The sequence below is a fragment of the Diaphorobacter caeni genome, from assembly GCF_015354245.1.
Classification (GTDB): domain Bacteria; phylum Pseudomonadota; class Gammaproteobacteria; order Burkholderiales; family Burkholderiaceae_C; genus Diaphorobacter_A; species Diaphorobacter_A caeni.
On the sequence record NZ_JADKYZ010000003.1, the window covers coordinates 209,151 to 226,999 of the forward strand.

Here is a 17,849-nt window from a genome sequence, read left to right on the forward strand (position 1 = left end):
GCGGGTCGGCGAAGGCACGACCAGCGCACGACATCGACGCCGCCAAGCGGCGCCGATCCGGGGCGGAAATCAGGGTTTCTGAACGAGTTCGGGGTGGGTGATGGAGAGCGCTTCCCAATCGGTGCGCTGCTGCAGGAACAATCTGTCCATCACCTTGGGAGTGCTGCTTCCCGCCCGCGCGCCCATCTCCGCCAGCCGCGAGGCGAAATCCCCCGCATCGACCACCTTGCGCACCGCCTGGTTGAGCAGATCCAGCCGATCTCCCGCGATCTCGGAGGGAGCTTGCACCCCGTACCAGACCGTCATCACGAAATTCACCCCGTTTTCCACGAAGGTCGGCACTTCCGGCAATGTCGGCAACAGGCGCTTGGCCGATGAAATGCCCAGCGCGCGCAGCTTGCCCGCCTGAATCTGCGGCAGCACGACGGGCACAAGCGCGAACGCCGAATCGACCTGACTGGACAGAGTGTCCGTCACCGCCTGCGCCCCGCCCTTGTACGGAACGTGCAGCACATCCACGCCGGCGGCCATCTTGAAGCGCTCGACATAGGTGTCGAGTTGCGCGCTGGCGACCGAATACTTGCCGGGCTCGCTGCGCGCCGCATCGACGAATTCGCGCGACGTGCGGAACGCCGCCTCCGGGCTGGTGGCGAGCATGAACGGCACCTCGGCCACGGTGCTCACCGACGTCAGCGCTTCATCGGGGTCGAACGACGGCCTGGGTCCAAAGATGCTGTTGACGATCAATGCACTGCCGCCGAACAGCAGCGTGTAGCCATCCGCCTTGGACCTGGCTACATAGTCCGATCCTATATTGGTCGCCGCACCGGGGCGGTTGTCCACGACGACGGACTGCCCCAGTTCCCGGCTCATGCCCTCGGCCAGAATGCGGGCGATCACGTCGGTGCTCCCTCCCGGCGGGAACGGCACGACGATGCGAATGCTCTGCGACGGAAAGTCCTCTGCGGGAGCTGCACGCGCTGACGTGGCGCTGACCGCGCACAGAAGCGTTGCAAAAATGACTTCGGCTATTGACCGCCGACCTGTTCTCATAAACCCTCACCCTCTGTTACTGTCATCATTTTTTATCAATTTAGCGCATCAATGACGATCCATTGCAGATTCTATGCAAGATAATATTATTTAACTATGCACACAAAAGAACAATTGGACGAGCTGCGACAAAAACGCCGCTACGGCGTTGGACGCATGCTCTTGCTGGCCCGCAAGGACTTTGTCGCCCGACTGCACTCCGTCATGGGGGATCAACTCAAGGATCTGCCGCCCGCTGCGGGCGGCATGCTTCCGTACATTGATCTGGAGGGAACACGCGGCACCGAGCTCGCTCGCCGCATGGGGGTCAGCAAGCAGGCCGCCGGCAAGGCGGTGCGCGATCTCGAGTCGACGGGCCTTGTCACCCGCGTCCAGGATCTCTCCGACGCGCGCGCCTTCAAGGTTCAGTTCTCCACCAAGGGGCTGGAGTACATGATGAAGATGCACGAGGCCATCGACCAGATCGAGGCCGATTATGCGCGCCTCCTCGGCCAGGAAAAGGCACAGACGCTGAGGGAAGCCCTCTGCGAAATCGCCTACCGACACCCGCTGCCCTGATCATTTTTGCCGGCGCATGAGCGCCGCGCGCCCGCCAAAGCACGCCTGCACGCATTTGCGGCATCGCCGCAGGCGTGCCCACGCGCGTACGCAAGCCCACTCAATACAACTTGATTGTCGATAGAACAATACAATTGTTTACAAACTCGACGATCTTGGACAAATGACCAGCGGTCCGGTCCACTTGCTTGAGTTTTTTGATCGGTTTCTGCGTCGCCAATCACCCATGAACGCCTGTACCGGCACGGATTGCGCCGTTCCAGTGCTGCATTTTTTGCAGAGATCACAGTTTTCAAAATCCAGCAAGCGAAATTAAGAACGGTAAGCCGATCCTTTGATTTCAATCAACTTAATCTATTAGCTACTTTCGAAACCAGTTGTTAAAAACCTCTCAGGCGTCCAAGCGGATCGAGAGGGTGGGCGGTCGGGTCACCCCAACCTGCAGATCCTCCGAAACGCCGAGCCTTCATTCGACATTTTTGCGAGAGGTGACATATGGGAACAGTGGTCAATACCAGCTACAACATGGATCTCGTTGTGCTGTCTTATGTGATTTCGGTGATCGGCGCCTTCATCGCGCTTTTCTCGGCTGGCCGCCTGCGCCCCAACGGCAAGAACCGTCAGGCCTACCTGTTCAGCGTCGCCAGCGCGGGCGTCGCACTCGGCGGCATCGGCGTGTGGTCCATGCACTTCATCGCCATGCTGGCGTTGCGCATGGACGTGGGACTCGGATATTCGGTGTGGGAGACGCTGATCTCCCTGGTTGCCGCCATCGCCATCTCCGGCTTCGCCTTTCATTTCGTCGCGCTCAACCCCACCAGCCTGCCGCGCCTGCTCATCGCCGGTGCCACGCTGGGGCTCGGTGCGGTGGTCATGCATTACCTCGGCATGTACGGCATGCGCTTCGCAGGTCATTTCCAATGGGACTACGCCCGCGTCGGCATCTCGGTGCTGATCGCGCTCGTGGCGGCCACCGCGGCGCTCTGGCTGGCGTTCAACACGCGCGCGCTGAGCACCCGGGTGACGGCCGCCTTCGTGATGGCGATCGCCGTCTGCGCGATGCACTACACGGGCATGAGCGCTGCGGAGTTCATCTGCACCACCGACAACCGCCGCGCCATCCCCACGGGCTTCGACATCGTGAGCGTGCTGGATCTGCCGATGATGGTGATCACGCTGGCCGTGGGCATGTCGGTCGCGTTGCTGGTGGACCTGGCCTTCGTTTCCTTCCAAGACAACAGCGCGATGCGCAACCGCCGCGAGTTTGCGGCATCCCAACACCATTGAGTTGAACTGAACAGGCGCTGCCCCCAGCGCCGACGTCCGGGCCCGACCCGGCATTGCGAGATCTCCTGCGGGAGCGGTGCCCTGGCGCATCGCTCCCTTTTTTTCGTTTGTCGTCCCCTCACCCATTCCACCCTTCCACCTACCGCCACGCCATCCACCGTTCCGGTGCATGGGTCGCCCCGGCCTTGGGCTCCACCTCCGCGGACCGGCACCTTTCAAGTGCCTGCAAGCGCTTCTCAGGTGGCCCGGAATTTGCAATCCCAGCACATCTCAGTGAAAACCACTACACATATGTATTGTTAACTTTATCCATAACTGTCTACACTTGCTTAGACACTAATATCGAGCATCGTAAGTCAATGAGTCCATTGGCAACTTTGTACTGATAGGTGCAGCCTTCACGCGTCGTTCCGCACCTCTTCTTTCCACGGATCGACGCGTGCTTCCTTCATTGTTTTCCGGAGATTTCCATGAGCATCAAGCGCCTTCACACCAACGCCCGCATGAGCCAGTCCGTCATCGCCAATGGCTTTGTCTTTCTGGCCGGTCAGGTCGCCACCGACACCGCCAAGAACGTGGCCGGTCAGACCCAGGAGATTCTCGACAAGATCGACGCGCTGCTCGCCGAGTCCGGCAGCGACAAGACCAAGATCGTGCAGGCCACGATCTGGCTGGCCGATCACCAGACCTTCAACGAAATGAACGGCGTCTGGGACGCCTGGGTACCCGAAGGCAATGCGCCCGCGCGTGCCTGCGTCGAATCGGCCCTCGCCTTTCCTCCCTACACCGTCGAGATCGGCGTGATCGCCACCGTCTGAGGCCCTCGCCAACCGAACGACAAGGGCTGCCACACATGCATACCGTCATCCTCGGCGCCGGCGTTGCGGGCGTCACCACCGCCTGGTATCTGGCCAAGCAAGGCCGGCAGGTGACCGTGATCGATCGCCAGACGCTGGCCGCATCGGAAACGAGCTACGCCAACGCCGGCATGATCGCGCCAGGCCATTCCTACACATGGGCTTCGCCGCGCGCGCCGGGGATCCTGTGGCGGTCCTTGCGCGACGACACGCAGGCGCTGCGCCTCAAGCTCAATCCCGACCCGCACATGTGGGCGTGGCTGTGGAAGTTCTGGCAGAACTGCACTGCCGAGCGCTCGCGCATCAACACCAGCCGCAAGCTGGTGCTGTGCCGCTACTCGCAATCGCAGCTGCAGGCGCTCACCAGCGAACTGCAGCTCGAATACGAGCGCCTGTCGAGCGGCGCGCTCTACATGTACCGCGACGAAGCATCGTTCGCACGCGGCACCGGGAACATGAAAATCCTGTCGGACGGCGGCATGGACCTGCGCACGCTGAACACCGACGAGGTCATCGCGCACGAGCCGGCTCTGGCCGCCGCACGCGAGCACATCGCCGGAGCGATCTACGCGCCCACCGACGAGAGCGGCGACGCGCGCATGTTCACCCGCAACCTGGCCAAGCGCTGCGCCGAGGCCGGTGTGCGCTTCCTGTACGACACGCCCATCGACGGCATTGACGTGGCAGGCGATCGCATCACGGGCATACGCACCCCCAAGGGCGTGATCACCGGCGACGACTACGTGCTCAGCCTCGGCAGCTATTCGCCCATCGTGGCGCGGCCACTCGGCTACTCGCTGCCCATCTACCCGGTCAAAGGCTACTCGGTGACCTTCCCGATCCGCGACGGCCACATCGCGCCGACCCTGTGCGGCGTGGACGAGAACAACCTCGTCGCCTGGGCCCGCTTCGGCGACCGGCTGCGAGTGACCGCCACCGCCGAATTCAGCGGCTATGACCGCACGCACAAGCCAGAGGACTTCGCCGCGATGCTGCGCGTGGTCAAGCAACTGTTTCCGAATGGCGCTGACTTTTCCGAGCCCGACTACTGGGCCGGACTGCGCCCGATGACGCCCGAGAACACCCCGATTCTCGGTGCCTCGCGACATCGCAATCTGTTTCTCAACACCGGCCACGGCCACATGGGCTGGACCATGGCGTGCGGCACCGCCAGCGTGGTCGCCGACCTCATGGCCGGACGCAAGCCCGCCATCGACATCACAGGAATGACACTCGCATGAGCCCGACCCCAACCACCGCGACCGACGACCGCTACCGCATCGTCCCCTTCACCATGGACGAGGGCGTGATGCCGCGCGCCGCCATCGGCCTCGTCGTGCTCGCCACCGACCAGACGCTGGAGCACGAATGGCGTCAAGTCTTCTCCTGCGTTCCAGGCGTCGCGTACTTTGAAGCGCGCCTGTACAACTCGCCCGACATCAATCCGGTGACGCTCGCCGAGATGGAAAAGGACATCCCCGCCGCCGTGCAGCTCATCGTGCCCGATGTGCCGCTGCAGGTGGTCGCATTCGGCTGCACCTCGGGCTCGGTGGTGATCGGGGAGGACAACATCGCGCGGCAGATCCGCACGGTGCGCCCCGACATCGCGACGACCACGCCGATCACCGCCGCCGTGGCCGGTCTGCGCGCGCTCGGCAAACAGCGCATCGCGCTCATCACGCCCTATGTGGAGAGCGTGAACACGCTGTTCGCGACGCATCTGGCCAAGAGCGACATGCAGGTCAACCGCGTCGCCACCTTCAACCACGCCAACGACAACGAGGTCGCGCGCATCGACCGCGAATCGCTGCGCAACGCCGTGATGACCGCCGGTCGCCACGACGACGTGGATGCCGTCTTCGTCTCGTGCACCAGCCTGCGCATGGCCACGCTGATCAGCGACTTCGAAAAGGAACTCGGCAAGCCCGTGCTCGCCAGCAACAGCGCCATGGCCTGGCATTCGCTGCGTCTGGCAGGTGTCAACGATGTACTGCCGCAATTCGGGCGGCTCTACGAAGTCTGAGATCCGTTCACAACAACGGTGCACAGCCCGCCTCGTGCGCCCTTCACGCCAACCCACCCAACCATCCCGAGTCGACCATGAGCCCATCCTTCCCATCGCTCCCCATCTCCGCCACGCGCCGCACCTCACTGGCCGCCGCTCTGTGTCTGCTGGCCCTCACCGGCACCGGCGCAGCCCGCGCGCAGGACAGCATCCAGATCGGCGCCGTGCTCTCGCTCACCGGTGCCAACGCCACCGTGGGCGAGGACGTGCGCCGTGGCGTGCTGCTCGGCATCGAGCATGTGAACGCCAAGGGCGGCGTGCTCGGCAAGAAGCTCAACCTCATCATTGAAGACTCGGGCGGCAACCCGACCACCGCGCTCTCGGCCGCACGCAAGCTCGCGACCGTGGACAAGGTGCCGGTGGTGATGGGTGAATACTCGTCCGGCATCACGCTGCCGATGGCGCAGTATCTGGTCAAGGAAGGCATCACCCACATCAACATCGCCAGCAGCAGCACCAAAGTGCGCGAGATCGGCGCGTCCTCGTTCAGTCTCGTCGGCCTCGAGAACTTCGGCAACGCGTTCTCGGCCAAGGACATCTGGGCGCTGGGCATGCGCAAGGTCGCCCTCGTCGCGCCCAACAACGCCTATGGTCAGGGCGTCGCGCATGGCTTTCGTCAGGAGTTCGAAAAGCTCGGCGGCAAGATCGCGAGCGAGGTGCTCTACACCGCCGGTCAATCGACCTACCGCCGCGAACTGCAGCAGATCGCGCGCGCCAATCCCGATGGCTATGTCTACACCGCCTACGGCCAGGAATCCGCCGTGCTCAACCGCGAGGCCGAGGAGCTGGGTCTGCGCAAGGTGCCCTTCTACGCCATCCTCATGAGCATGAGCCTGTCGGACACCGCTCCCGCCATCGCCAACGGCCAGATCGGCATGGAACTCGGCTCGCTGCGCGGAGCGCCCGGCAAGGCCTATGGAGAAGCCTTCGCCGCCAAGTACAAGGAGCCGCCCAAGACCGCGTACACCGGCTACGGTTACGACGCCGTGCTGATGACCGCCGCCGCCATGGAAAAGGCCAAGTCCACCAAACCGGCCGACGTGCAGGCCGCACTGCGCGAGATCGGCAGCACGGGCTTCGAGGGCGTCACCGGCAACATCCAGTTCGACAAGGACCGCCAGCGCGTCGACCCACCCTACGACAAGCTGAAATTTGAAAACGGCAAGCTCGCTCCGCGCTGACGCGACACCGAACCGCGCCTGCGACGGCCCCGATCCGCCGCAGGCTCCGCCCCTCCTTCCTTCTGTTTTCACTACATGCTTCAATTCATCGTTGACACCCTGCTCAGGGCATCCGATCTGGCGCTGATCGCGCTGGGTCTGTCCATGCTCTACGGGCTGGTGAAATTCCCCAACGTCGCGCATGTGCAGTACGCCATGTTCGGCGCCTACGTGTGCTATGGCCTGCATCTGGCGGGCGTTCCCATGGTGGCCGCGATCGCCGTCGCCGCCATCGCGACCGGCGTGCTCACGCTGGTGCTGCAGATGTTCGTGTTCCAGCGCCTGCTGCGCGGCGGCCCCGCCATCGCGATGATCGGCTCGCTCGCCGTCGCCATGCTGGTCATCGCGATCATGCAGGGTTTTGCCGGATCGTTTCCGCGCATGTTCAACCTGCCGCGCACCGAGCCGCTGGTGATCGCCGACGTGCGCATCGCCCGCGCGCAGATCTACGCCATCGCCACCACTGCCGCGCTGCTGATCGCCTTCATCATCCTGCTGTTCCACACCCGCATGGGCCGCGCCATGCGTGCGCTCGCCTGCAACAGCGCGCTGGCCAACGCCTCGGGTCTGAACGCCGCATTCATCACCTACATGGTGAGCTTCAGCGCGGGCGCGCTCGCGGGTCTCGGCGGCAGCATGCTGGCGCTGTCCACCGGCGCGCACGTCAACCTCGGCAACGACCTGCTGCTGCCGGTGTTCGCCGCGGCGATTCTCGGCGGCCTCGGCAATCCGCTCGGCGCCGTCGTCGGCGCGCTGCTGATCGCGTTCACCGAAACCGCCGTCACCAACATCAATTTCGGTCCGATGATGGGGCAGGAACTGGCCTTCCTGCCGGTGGCCTACATCAGCGCGGCCTCGTTCCTGATTCTGCTGCTGGCGCTGCTCCTGCGTCCTTACGGCCTGTTCGACCGGGAGGTACGCCGTGTTTGATTTCCTGATTTCCTCCTTCACCATCGCGGGCATCTACGCGCTGATGGCCTTCGGCCTCAATCTGCAGGCGGGCTATGCGGGTCTGCTCAACTTCGGGCACATCGCCTTCGCCGGTCTTGGCGCGTATGCGGCGGGCATTGGCTTTCAGCTGGGCTGGTCGCCGCTCGCCAGCCTGGGGCTGGGGCTGTGCTCGGCGATGCTGCTGGGCCTCTTCATGGCCAGCATCGGCCGCAAGCTTGCGGCCGACTACTGGGGCATCGCGACGCTCGCGGTCGCGGAAATCCTGCGCACCATCGCCACCAACGAAGGCTGGCTCACCGGCGGCGCCAACGGCATCAGCGCCATCCCCGCGCTGTTCGATGGTCTGTCGCGCCCCTGGGACGCCGTGGCGTTCCTCGCACTGGTGGCCGTGGTGCTCGCTCTGGTCGCCTGGGTCTGCACCCGCATCGGCAATGGCCGCTTCGGCCGCGCCCTGCGCCTGATGCGCGAGGAACCACAGCTCGCCACCTGCATGGGCTACAACCTCCGCTCGCTCAAGACACGCGCCATCATCACCGGCGCGGCCGTCACCTCGCTCGGCGGCTTTCTGTATGCGCACTACATGAGCTTCGCCGGTCCCGAATACATGCTCGCGTCCGAGACCTTTCTGCTCTGGACCATGCTGATGATCGGCGGCCTCGGCAACTCGGTGGGCGTGCTCGTCGGCGTCGTCGTGGTGCAGGCGGCCTATGTGTTCGTCCCCTTCATCAAGGACTGGCTGAGTCTCAGCTCCGATGTCTCGGGCGCGCTGCGACTCGGGCTGATCGGTGCCATCCTGCTGCTGTGCCTGATGTGGCGCAGCGAAGGCCTTGTTCCAGAGAAACTGCGGAAAATGCCATGAACACACCTCCACTGCTTCAGGTCGAGCATGTCTCCAAGTCGTTCGGCGGCAACCATGTGCTGCAGGACGTCAACTTCAACATCGCCCGTGGCGAGATCGTCGGGCTGCTCGGCCCCAACGGCTCGGGCAAGAGCACGCTGCTCAACCTCGTCACCGGCTTCGGCTCCATCGATGGCGGCAAGATCGATTTCGATGGCCAGAACATCGGCTCGCTGCCCGCGCACCGCATCGTCAACGCGGGCATCGGACGCACGTTCCAGTTGCCGTCCATGCCCAAAAAGATGTCGGTGATGGAGGTGGCCATGGCCGCGTCCACGTCGCACCACGGCGTGCTCGCCACGGTGTTCGGCTCGGGCGGTGCCAGGAAGGCCGAGGCCGACGCGCATGCCAAGGCCACGATTCTTCTCGAGCAACTCCTGCTCACCCACGTGCGCGACCTGCCCTCGTCCGCGCTCTCAGGCGGGCAGAAGAAGCTGCTGGGAATCGTCTGCGCGCTGATGAGCGACCCGCGCCTGCTGATGCTCGACGAACCCACGGCGGGCGTGCACCCCAACCTGCGCAACGACATCGTGCAGTCGCTGCGCAAGCTCAACAAGGCGGGCATGACGCTCGTGATCGTCGAGCACGACATGCACTTCATCCGCGAGGTCTGCACCCGCTGCATCGTGCTGGACCGTGGCCGCATCGTGGCGAGCTGCCATCCCGACGAGCTGGCGTCGAACGAGCATGTGGTGCAGGCCTACCTCGGCAGCGCCGAGAAGCGCGAGCCGGCCGAACCCGCCAAAGTGGCCGAAGTGGCCTGAGACAAGAGGAGAAGCGACCATGATGATCGACATCGACAACATCATCGCGGGCTACACGCCCGAGGTGGACATTCTCAAGGGCATCTCTCTGAAGGTGGCGCGCACCGAGATCGTGACCCTGCTCGGCCCCAACGGCTGCGGCAAGAGCACACTGCTCAAGACCATCGCCGGACAGCTGCTGCCGCGCAGCGGCCATGTGAAGGTGAACGGCCAGGACCGCTCGCAGATGCCGATCTTCCGCAAGATCCGCGAATGCAGCCTCGGCTTCGTGCCGCAGACCGAAAACATCTTCAGCAACCTCACCGTGCGCGAGAACCTCCAGGTCGGCGGGCACTACATGAAGGCGCACGACTGCCAGCAGCGCATGGAGCAGCTCTACGCGCTCTACCCCGTGCTGGGCCGCAAGTTCAACGCGGCGGCCTCCTCGCTCTCGGGCGGCGAGCGCCAGATCCTCGCCCTCGCCCGCGCCCTCATGCCGCGCCCCGACGTGCTGCTGCTCGACGAACCCTCGGCCGGCCTGTCGCCCAAGGTGCTGCAGGAGGTCTTCGAGGCCATCGGCCAGGTGCGCGACAAGGAACAGGTCACCATTCTCATGGTCGAGCAGAACGCCATGGAGGCCATGCGTATGTCCGACCGTGCGTACATTCTCTCGATGGGGACGGTGGCGCTGACGGGGGACTGTCAGCAGCTCATGCATGATCCGCAGGTGCGGGAGCTGTATCTGGGCGGGCGGGCGGCTTGAGTTTCTTTCGACCGCTGTCGGAGCTTGGTTTTTGTGTGTGGCTACTCCGCTGGGTCGTTGAGGGCGGAGGCCGGGAGTTCCGCCCGGCAGCGGAGTCACTTTTTGCTTGCGCGCAAAAAGTAACCCAAAACGCGCTCTTCAATACCCGCGGCAGAACTCGCTTTGCGCTTACGCGCGCCGCTCGGGCAACCGCCGCGAGTCAGTGTTTAACCAAGAGGAATATTCGGCACGTCGCTTCGCTTGTGCCGGGCATCTCGCGACTTCGCGAGATGCTGGTGCGCCAGCATTTTGTGACTGTTGATTTACTCGCTGGATCAACCTCGCTCAAAAGCGCAGCGGGCATTTGCGCCCCAACCCAACTCCACCGAAGCCCCCGGCACGAGCGCAGCGACGTGCCGCAAACACCTCTTCAGACCTGATTTCCGGCGGTTGTCCGAGCGAAGTGACGAAGGAACGTAGCGAGTTCCGCCGGAGGTATTCAAAGCGCGTTTTGGATTACTTTTTGCGCGCAAGCAAAAAGTGATTGCCCCGCCGGGGGCAGTCCCGGCCTCCGCCCTCAAACCAACAGCAGAAACTACTAACGAAGCAAGACCTAAGCACCCTGCACATCCGAGGCGCCGTCGCCCAAACCAACCAAGGGCTCCAGCGCCGAGCGGTAAGCATGCCAGCTCGCAAACCCCAGCACCGGCCCCACGACCAGCAACCCCGCCCCAAAGGCCCAGAGCGAGAACCCGATCAGCACGGTGATGATCAGCCCCCAGAGCAGCATCACGCCAAGATTCTCGATCACCACGCGCATGCTGGTAATACCGGCGGTAAGCGCATCGGTATCCCGGTCCAGGATCATCGGAATCGACACCACCATGCTCGAAAAAACCAGCGCCGCAAACACGCCGCCCACCACCAGATAGACCAACACGAATTGCCAGTTCTCGGGATTGAAGATCGCCTGGACGACGCCGGTGGTTGACGGCATGCCCGTATTGAAAAACACCGCAAACACCACCAACGACGCGCGCCCCCACAGCAGCTCCATCACGATCAGCACCAGCACCAACATGCCCATGCTGCCCATATGCGCGTCCCAGCAGGTGATGGACAGGCCCAGATCGGGTTTCAATCCGCGCTCGCGCCGACGGCTGGTGTCGTACAGGCCCATCGCCAGAAACGGCCCCACGAGCAGGCAGCCGCTCGCGATCGACATGGTGTATTCCGGCTTCGCGCGAAACACCCAGCCGAGCAGCAGCGCCAGAAGCCAGAAGCACACGCCATAGAACGACGCCACGCCGGGCGAGTTGACCATGTCGCCGACACCGCGAGCGACCCAGCGCGGCGGGTCGGACCATTGGAGGGGGCGAAGCACCGGCGCGGCGGGGGGCGCCGCGACCGGGTCATCGTTGGCGGAAGCGTCATTCATCTGGCGTCGGCTCCGGGCTGAAGGGCCACTCCACCATACGCACCACCGCTGGCGCGATAAAGCTGGGAAAACACCAGCCCCAACGGAACGGACGCCATCAACGCCCCGCTGCGCATGCGGGGCATCGACGGGAGGAATCGCCCGGGAGTCAGCCGGCCGATGTCCGCGTCAGCAGGTTCTTGAGCCGCACGATGTCCTTTTCATACGCCAGGCGGTTGGCCTCCTTCACCGGCCCGTAACCGCGCACCTTCATCGCCGCCTGTGCGATCTCCACGGCCAGCGCATGCTGATCCGCACGCAGGCCCGTCATCAGTTGGCAGATCATGGTCTCGTAGCTGTCGACCAATGCGCGCTCGTGGCGGCGTTCCTCGGTCCTGCCGAACACGTCCAACGCCGTTCCGCGCAGGCCCTTGAACTTCGCGAGCATGCCGAAAGCCGACATCATCCAGCCGCCCCATTCGCTCTTGGCGGGACGTCCCGTGCGCTGGTCGATCCGGCTGGTCGTCGGTGGTGCGAGATGGAAGGTGAGCTGATGCCCATCCTCGAACTGCGCGGCCAGCTGGGCCTTGAATTCGGGCGAGGCATGCAGGCGAGCGACCTCGTATTCGTCCTTGTAGGCCATCACCTTGTAGAAGGTCTGCGCGACGGCCTTGGCCAGCGCGTCGTCGCCGGGGCGAATGCGCGCCTCGGTCGCCCGCACCTCGTCGACCAGCATGCGGTAGCGCTGGGCATACGCGGCGTTCTGATAATCGGTGAGCATCTGGCTGCGGCGCTCAACGATGGTCTCGAGCGACTGCTGGGCGAAGGCCACGGCCTTGGATTCATTCTTGCCCGCGAAGGCCTGCATCACCACGTCCTGCGGATTCACCGCATGGCGGCGGCCCCAGCGGAAGGCCGCGAGATTCATCTTCACCGCCGCGCCGTTGAGCTCGATCGCGCGCTCGATGGCGCTTGCGCTCACTGGAATGAGGCCGCGCTGATAAGCCGCGCCGAGCATGAACAGATTCGTCGCAATGGAATCACCGCACAGCGCAAGCGCGAGGCTGCCCGCGTCGATGACCTGCACGTTGTCCTGACCCACGGCGCGCGCCACGGTCTGCACCAGCGGATTGGACGGGAACTGCATGTCCGGCTGCTGCACGAAGGCTCCGGGCATGACTTCCTGGCTGTTGAGCAGCACGCGGGTTGCGCCCTTGCGCGTCATCGCCAGCGTGTTGCCCGAGGCCGCCACGACGAGGTCGCAGCCCATCACCGCATCCGCGCCGCCCGGCGCCACGCGCACGGCGGCGATCGATTCGGTGCTCGCGCCAAAGCGCATGTGCGTCCAGACCGAACCGCCCTTCTGCGCGAGGCCCGCCATGTCGAGCACGCCCACGCCCTTGCCTTCCAGATGCGCGGCCATGCCGAGCAGCGCGCCGATCGTCACCACGCCCGTGCCGCCCACGCCGGTGATGATGAGGCTGTAGACGCCATGCTGCAGATCGGGCAGCACGGGCTCCGGCAGGCTGATGTCGGGACTTGCGCCCGCAGCGGAGGAGCCCTTGCGCAGCTTGCCGCCGCTCACCGTGACGAAACTCGGGCAGAAGCCCTTGAGGCAGGAGAAATCCTTGTTGCAGGCCGACTGGTCAATCGCACGCTTGCGGCCGAGTTCGGTCTCGAGCGGCACGACCGCCACGCAGTTCGACTGCACGCCGCAGTCGCCGCAGCCCTCGCACACGGCGGGGTTGATGACCACGCGCTTGTCCGGATCGGGGAAGGTTCCGCGCTTGCGGCGGCGGCGCTTTTCGGCCGCGCAGGTCTGGTCGTAGACGATGACCGTGGTGCCCGCGATCTCGCGCAGCTCGCGCTGCACGGCGTCGAGCTCGTCGCGGTGGTGGATCGTCACGCCGGGCGCGAAGCCCGTCACGCCGTCGTACTTGCCGGGTTCGTCCGAGATCACCGCGATGCGCACCACGCCCTCGGCATGCACCTGCTGCGTCATGCGCACCGGGTCGAGCGGGCCATCGTGGCGCTGGCCGCCGGTCATCGCCACGGCGTCGTTGTAGAGCAACTTGAAGGTGATGTTGGTCTTGGCCGAAACGGCCGCGCGCACCGCGAGAAGGCCCGAATGGAAGTACGTGCCGTCACCCATGTTCTGGAACATGTGCGGGCGTTTGGAAAATGGCGCCTCGCCCACCCAGGCCATGCCTTCAGCGCCCATCTGCGTGTAGCCCAGCGTGTCGCGACCCATGGTCTGCGCCATCCACGAGCAGCCAATGCCCGCGTAGGCGCGGCTGCCATCGGGGATGCGGGTGGAGGTGTTGTGCGGGCAGCCCGCGCAGAAATAAAAGCTGCGCGACATCACATCGACCGCCGCCACCTGCGGCCTGCGCTGCGCAAGCCGCTGCACGGTCTCGGCCAATGCGGCGTCGAAGCGCGCCAGCCGCGCACCCAGCACCTGCGCGATCATCGACGCATCGAGCGCCAACTCCGTGCGGAACAGCTTGGCGCCCTGCTCGTCCTTCTTGCCGATCACGCGCGGCGCGCCGGCCTCGCCGTACAGCAGCTCCTTGAGCTGCCCTTCGATGAGACCGCGCTTTTCCTCGATCACGATGACCTGATCGAGCCCGAGCGCGAACTCGCGCAGCCCGATCGGCTCGAGCGGCCAGACCATGCCGACCTTGTAGACCGCAAGGCCCAACTGCGCTGCGCGCGCCTCGTCGATGCCCAGATCAGCCAGCGCCTGGCGCAGATCGAGCCAGCTCTTGCCCGAGGTGATGATGCCGATGCGCGCGCCCTCGCGTGCACCGAACGCCACTCTGTCGATGCGGTTGGCGCGCGCAAAGGCCCGCGCGGCGTCGAGCTTGTAGTTGACGAGGCGAAACTCCTGCGCATGCGGCGTATCGGGCAAGCGGATGTTCAGGCCGTCCTCGGGCGCACCGTTCCAGTCCGGCATTGCGATCTCGAGCGCGGCGTCGTCGATGCGCACCGAACCCGATGCGTCCGCCGTGTCCTTGATGCACTTCATGCCCACCCAGGCGCCGCTGTAGCGCGACATCGCCCAGCCGAGCAGGCCGTACTGCACGATCTCGGGCACGCCCGCGGGCGAGAGAATCGGCATGTGCGCATCGACCAGCGCGAACTCGCTCTGGTGACAGGTGGTGGAGGATTCGCAGGTGTGATCGTCACCCATCAGCACCAGCACGCCGCCGTGCCTCGAGCTGCCCGCGAGATTGCCGTGACGAAACGCGTCGCCCGAACGATCGACCCCCGGGCCCTTGCCGTACCAGATCGAGAACACGCCGTCGAACTTGCCGTCGCCGCCGATCTCGGCCTGCTGGCTGCCCCAGACGGCAGTCGCCGCCAAGTCCTCGTTCACGCCGGGGATGAAGGTGATGTCGTGCTGCTCGAGGTGCTTGCGCGCCTTCACGAGCTGGTCGTCGAAGGTGCCGAGCGGCGATCCGCGATAGCCCGTGATGTAGCCCGCCGTGTTCAGCCCGGCCGCACGGTCGCGGCGTTTCTGGATCATCGGCAGCCGCACCAGCGCCTGCACGCCGGTCAGGTAGACCGTGCCCTCATCGGCCGTGTACTTGTCCTCCAGATCCACGGTCCTCAGCTGGCTGGTGATGCTCATATCGCTCATGGCTTGTACTCTCCTCGCGCGCAAGTCGCTGTCGCTCAATTCATCGAAGGGGTCGGTCGGTGCGGCCCGTCGGGTCTGGCTGAAATTGCAACAGACTCTTGAGCCCCACCGGAAATTGATTCACAATCAAAGTGTAGACAGTTATGACGACATTAGTCAACACATCGTTGGTGCAGTTTCACGCAAGGCCGTCGCGGACACAGTGGCGTATCATTTGAGATGCGGGTTTTCCTGAGTCGCGTCACAACCATCCGTGATCGTCCTCTCGATGCCAGACGCTGTGTTGTCAACACTGTCATGAGACAACACCGGACTTCCTCAACGTGCACCTATGGCAACCAAGAAAAACACCCAGAAGACCGAGCGCGTACCCCAGACGCGGGACGAAAGCAGCGTCGAACGCCTGTATCTCGAACTGCGCGAGCGCGCCATGCGCTACGACTTCCGGCCCGGCTCGCGGATCAACGAGCAGGCGCTCGGGCGCGAGTTCGGCATCAGCCGACCGCCGCTGCGCGAAGCGCTGAACCGCCTGGTCGCCGAGGGCTTTCTCGACTTCGTGATGAACAAGGGGTTCTTTCGCAAGGCCATCAGCGTCGAGGAACTGTTCAACCTCTATCAGGTCCGCATCGCGCTCGAGCGCCGCGCCGTCTATCTGGCCGTGACGCACGCGAGCGACGAGGAAATCCAGTCGCTCGAGGACTACTGGAAAGGCATCATGGCCAAGGGCGAGAGCATGGACGTGGCCGACCTGCTGCTGGCCGACGAGGAGTTTCACCGCCGCCTGACAGAGCTCTCGCACAACCGCGAGATCTGCCAGTTTCTGGAGCAGGTCACGCGCCGCATCCATGTGGCGCGGCACATCGATCTGGAGCAGTCCGACTGGAACGCGCAGGCCTTCGACGCGCATTTCCAGCTCGTGCAGCTCATCCGCCAACGCAAGACCACCGAGGCACTCAACGCGCTCTCCGAGCACATCGACCTGAGCCTCAAGCGCGCCGTGCAGATCACCAAGGAGATGGTGGCCAAGTTCTTCCTGCAGGACCAGGGCTGGGATTCGTCGCAGCCCGCGTCGCCGAGCACGGCCCCTGCACTCAACAAGAAACCTGCTGCCAAGGCGGCCTGACCGGCCGCAGTCTCCCCAGTTTCGGGTACGGCTTTCCCAAGCGGGCCAACGCTCGTTGTACGATCAGGTTTTTTCTTAAAGGAAAATTTCCATGACCATCCAACGCCTGCACACCAACGCCCGCATGAGCCAGTCCGTCATCGCCAACGGTTTCGTGTTCCTCGCCGGTCAAGTGGCCAGCGACACCTCCAAGGACGTGGCAGGCCAGACCGCCGAAATCCTTGCCAAGATCGACGCCCTGCTCGCCGAGTCCGGCAGCGACAAGACCAAGATCGTCCAGGCCACCATCTGGCTGGCCGACCACACCACCTTCGAACAGATGAACGCTGTATGGGACGCCTGGGTGCCTCAGGGCCACGCACCGGCACGCGCCTGCGTGGAGTCTGCGCTCGCACGTCCGGCCTTCACCGTGGAAATCGGAATCGTGGCCGTCGCGTAATCTCGCTGCCCCGCCAATCCAACAGCCGACAGGGTCACGTGCCCTGTCGGCTGTTTTGTCATCGGACCGCGCGCGGATGGTCACCTCCGGCAACTGGCCATTCACCGCATTCGCCGGTGCTGCATGGCTCACAATGCGGTCATGCGCACCCCCCTTCCGATTCTTTATTCCTTCCGCCGCTGCCCCTACGCCATCCGCGCGCGACTTGCCCTGGCCCACGCGGGACTCACATGCGAACTGCGCGAGATCAAACTGCGGGACAAGCCCCAGCCGATGCTCGACGTTTCACCCAAGGGCACCGTGCCCGTGCTGGTGCTGCCCAACGGCCAGGTAATCGAACAGAGTCTGGAGGTGATGCTGCATGCGTTGCACTCATCGGATACGGACGGCTGGCTGCAGCCGACCGATGGCACGCTCGCGGAGATGCTGCAACTCATCGAACGCAATGACGGCTTTTTCAAGCGCGCGCTCGACCGCTGCAAATATCCGGATCGCCACAGCGCCGATGAAGTGGCGCAGGCCGCCGCGGACGCCGATGAATGGCTCGAAGCGCTGGAGCGCCAGCTGGCCGCCACGGGCTATCTGTTCGGCCGGAATCCCAGCCTGGCCGACATGGCTCTGCGCCCCTTCGTGCGCCAGTTCGCGGCCATCGATGCCGACGCCTGGGCGGTCAAGCCCTGGCCGCATCTGCAGGCATGGCTGCAGCGCTTTCTGGACTCCGCCCTGTTCGCCGAGGTGATGCAGACCCATCCGGTGTGGGTCCCGGGCACCGCCGGGCCGCTGGTGTTCGACGGTCCGCCGCCATCCAACGGCTCGGAGTGAATTGGCTCAGAGCGTGTGGAGATCGTCAACA

Annotated in this window: 16 protein-coding genes; 13 read left to right on the forward strand and 3 right to left on the reverse strand. The window is 64.5% G+C overall.

Annotated elements, in window-relative coordinates:
• Positions 1–69: 69 nt before the first annotated feature.
• Positions 70–1,053 carry a Bug family tripartite tricarboxylate transporter substrate binding protein gene (locus ISG32_RS08655; RefSeq protein WP_194770617.1) on the reverse strand — a complete coding sequence of 328 codons (984 nt, stop codon included), beginning with the start codon at positions 1,051–1,053 and terminating at the stop codon, positions 70–72.
• A gap of 114 nt (positions 1,054–1,167) precedes the next feature.
• On the opposite strand from ISG32_RS08655, the gene ISG32_RS08660 reads away from it, so the two are divergent.
• From ISG32_RS08660 to ISG32_RS08705, 10 genes are all read left to right on the forward strand, one after another.
• On the forward strand, positions 1,168–1,611 hold the full coding sequence (locus tag ISG32_RS08660) for a MarR family winged helix-turn-helix transcriptional regulator (RefSeq protein ID WP_194770618.1): 444 nt from the start codon (positions 1,168–1,170) through the stop codon (positions 1,609–1,611).
• A gap of 525 nt (positions 1,612–2,136) precedes the next feature.
• The gene (locus ISG32_RS08665) at positions 2,137–2,898 is read left to right on the forward strand and encodes an MHYT domain-containing protein (protein ID WP_228529684.1); all 762 of its coding nucleotides are present in this window, start codon (positions 2,137–2,139) and stop codon (positions 2,896–2,898) included.
• A gap of 470 nt (positions 2,899–3,368) precedes the next feature.
• The gene (locus tag ISG32_RS08670) at positions 3,369–3,716 is read left to right on the forward strand and encodes a RidA family protein (protein WP_194770620.1); all 348 of its coding nucleotides are present in this window, start codon (positions 3,369–3,371) and stop codon (positions 3,714–3,716) included.
• A gap of 35 nt (positions 3,717–3,751) precedes the next feature.
• Positions 3,752–4,996, forward strand: a complete 1,245-nt coding sequence (locus ISG32_RS08675) for a D-amino acid dehydrogenase (RefSeq protein ID WP_194770621.1) — start codon at positions 3,752–3,754, stop codon at positions 4,994–4,996.
• On the forward strand, positions 4,993–5,778 hold the full coding sequence (locus ISG32_RS08680; protein ID WP_194770622.1) for a maleate cis-trans isomerase family protein: 786 nt from the start codon (positions 4,993–4,995) through the stop codon (positions 5,776–5,778). Before ISG32_RS08675 ends, ISG32_RS08680 begins: the two co-directional genes overlap by 4 nt.
• Before the next feature lie 77 nt (positions 5,779–5,855).
• Entirely contained in the window at positions 5,856–7,001 is a 1,146-nt protein-coding gene (locus ISG32_RS08685; protein WP_194770623.1) for an ABC transporter substrate-binding protein, read from the forward strand.
• 75 nt (positions 7,002–7,076) lie between these two features.
• Positions 7,077–7,970, forward strand: coding sequence for a branched-chain amino acid ABC transporter permease (locus tag ISG32_RS08690; RefSeq protein ID WP_194770624.1), 894 nt, complete (start codon positions 7,077–7,079; stop codon positions 7,968–7,970).
• Entirely contained in the window at positions 7,963–8,850 is an 888-nt protein-coding gene (locus ISG32_RS08695) for a branched-chain amino acid ABC transporter permease (protein ID WP_194770625.1), read from the forward strand. Before ISG32_RS08690 ends, ISG32_RS08695 begins: the two co-directional genes overlap by 8 nt.
• Complete coding sequence (locus tag ISG32_RS08700) at positions 8,847–9,653, forward strand: ABC transporter ATP-binding protein (RefSeq protein WP_194770626.1); 807 nt, start codon at positions 8,847–8,849, stop codon at positions 9,651–9,653. The genes ISG32_RS08695 and ISG32_RS08700 overlap by 4 nt, the downstream gene beginning before the upstream one ends.
• A gap of 22 nt (positions 9,654–9,675) precedes the next feature.
• Positions 9,676–10,395, forward strand: coding sequence for an ABC transporter ATP-binding protein (locus tag ISG32_RS08705; RefSeq protein WP_194771000.1), 720 nt, complete (start codon positions 9,676–9,678; stop codon positions 10,393–10,395).
• A 592-nt stretch (positions 10,396–10,987) separates the two neighbouring features.
• On the opposite strand, the gene ISG32_RS08710 is transcribed toward ISG32_RS08705, so the two are convergent.
• Together ISG32_RS08710 and ISG32_RS08715 are read right to left on the reverse strand one after the other, a co-directional pair.
• Positions 10,988–11,812 carry a DUF2189 domain-containing protein gene (locus tag ISG32_RS08710; protein WP_194770627.1) on the reverse strand — a complete coding sequence of 275 codons (825 nt, stop codon included), beginning with the start codon at positions 11,810–11,812 and terminating at the stop codon, positions 10,988–10,990.
• A gap of 148 nt (positions 11,813–11,960) precedes the next feature.
• Positions 11,961–15,434, reverse strand: a complete 3,474-nt coding sequence (locus ISG32_RS08715; protein ID WP_194770628.1) for an indolepyruvate ferredoxin oxidoreductase family protein — start codon at positions 15,432–15,434, stop codon at positions 11,961–11,963.
• A 331-nt stretch (positions 15,435–15,765) separates the two neighbouring features.
• Between ISG32_RS08715 and ISG32_RS08720 the strand changes: the two genes are divergently transcribed.
• The 3 genes from ISG32_RS08720 to ISG32_RS08730 all read left to right on the forward strand — a co-directional run bounded on the left by ISG32_RS08720 (position 15,766) and on the right by ISG32_RS08730 (position 17,818).
• On the forward strand, positions 15,766–16,557 hold the full coding sequence (locus tag ISG32_RS08720) for a GntR family transcriptional regulator (RefSeq protein ID WP_194770629.1): 792 nt from the start codon (positions 15,766–15,768) through the stop codon (positions 16,555–16,557).
• Positions 16,558–16,648: 91 nt separating this feature from the next.
• Positions 16,649–16,996 (forward strand): RidA family protein, encoded by a 348-nt coding sequence (locus ISG32_RS08725; protein WP_194770630.1) that lies wholly within the window; start codon positions 16,649–16,651, stop codon positions 16,994–16,996.
• Between the two features lie 141 nt (positions 16,997–17,137).
• Positions 17,138–17,818 (forward strand): glutathione S-transferase, encoded by a 681-nt coding sequence (locus ISG32_RS08730; protein ID WP_194770631.1) that lies wholly within the window; start codon positions 17,138–17,140, stop codon positions 17,816–17,818.
• Positions 17,819–17,849 lie beyond the last annotated feature (31 nt).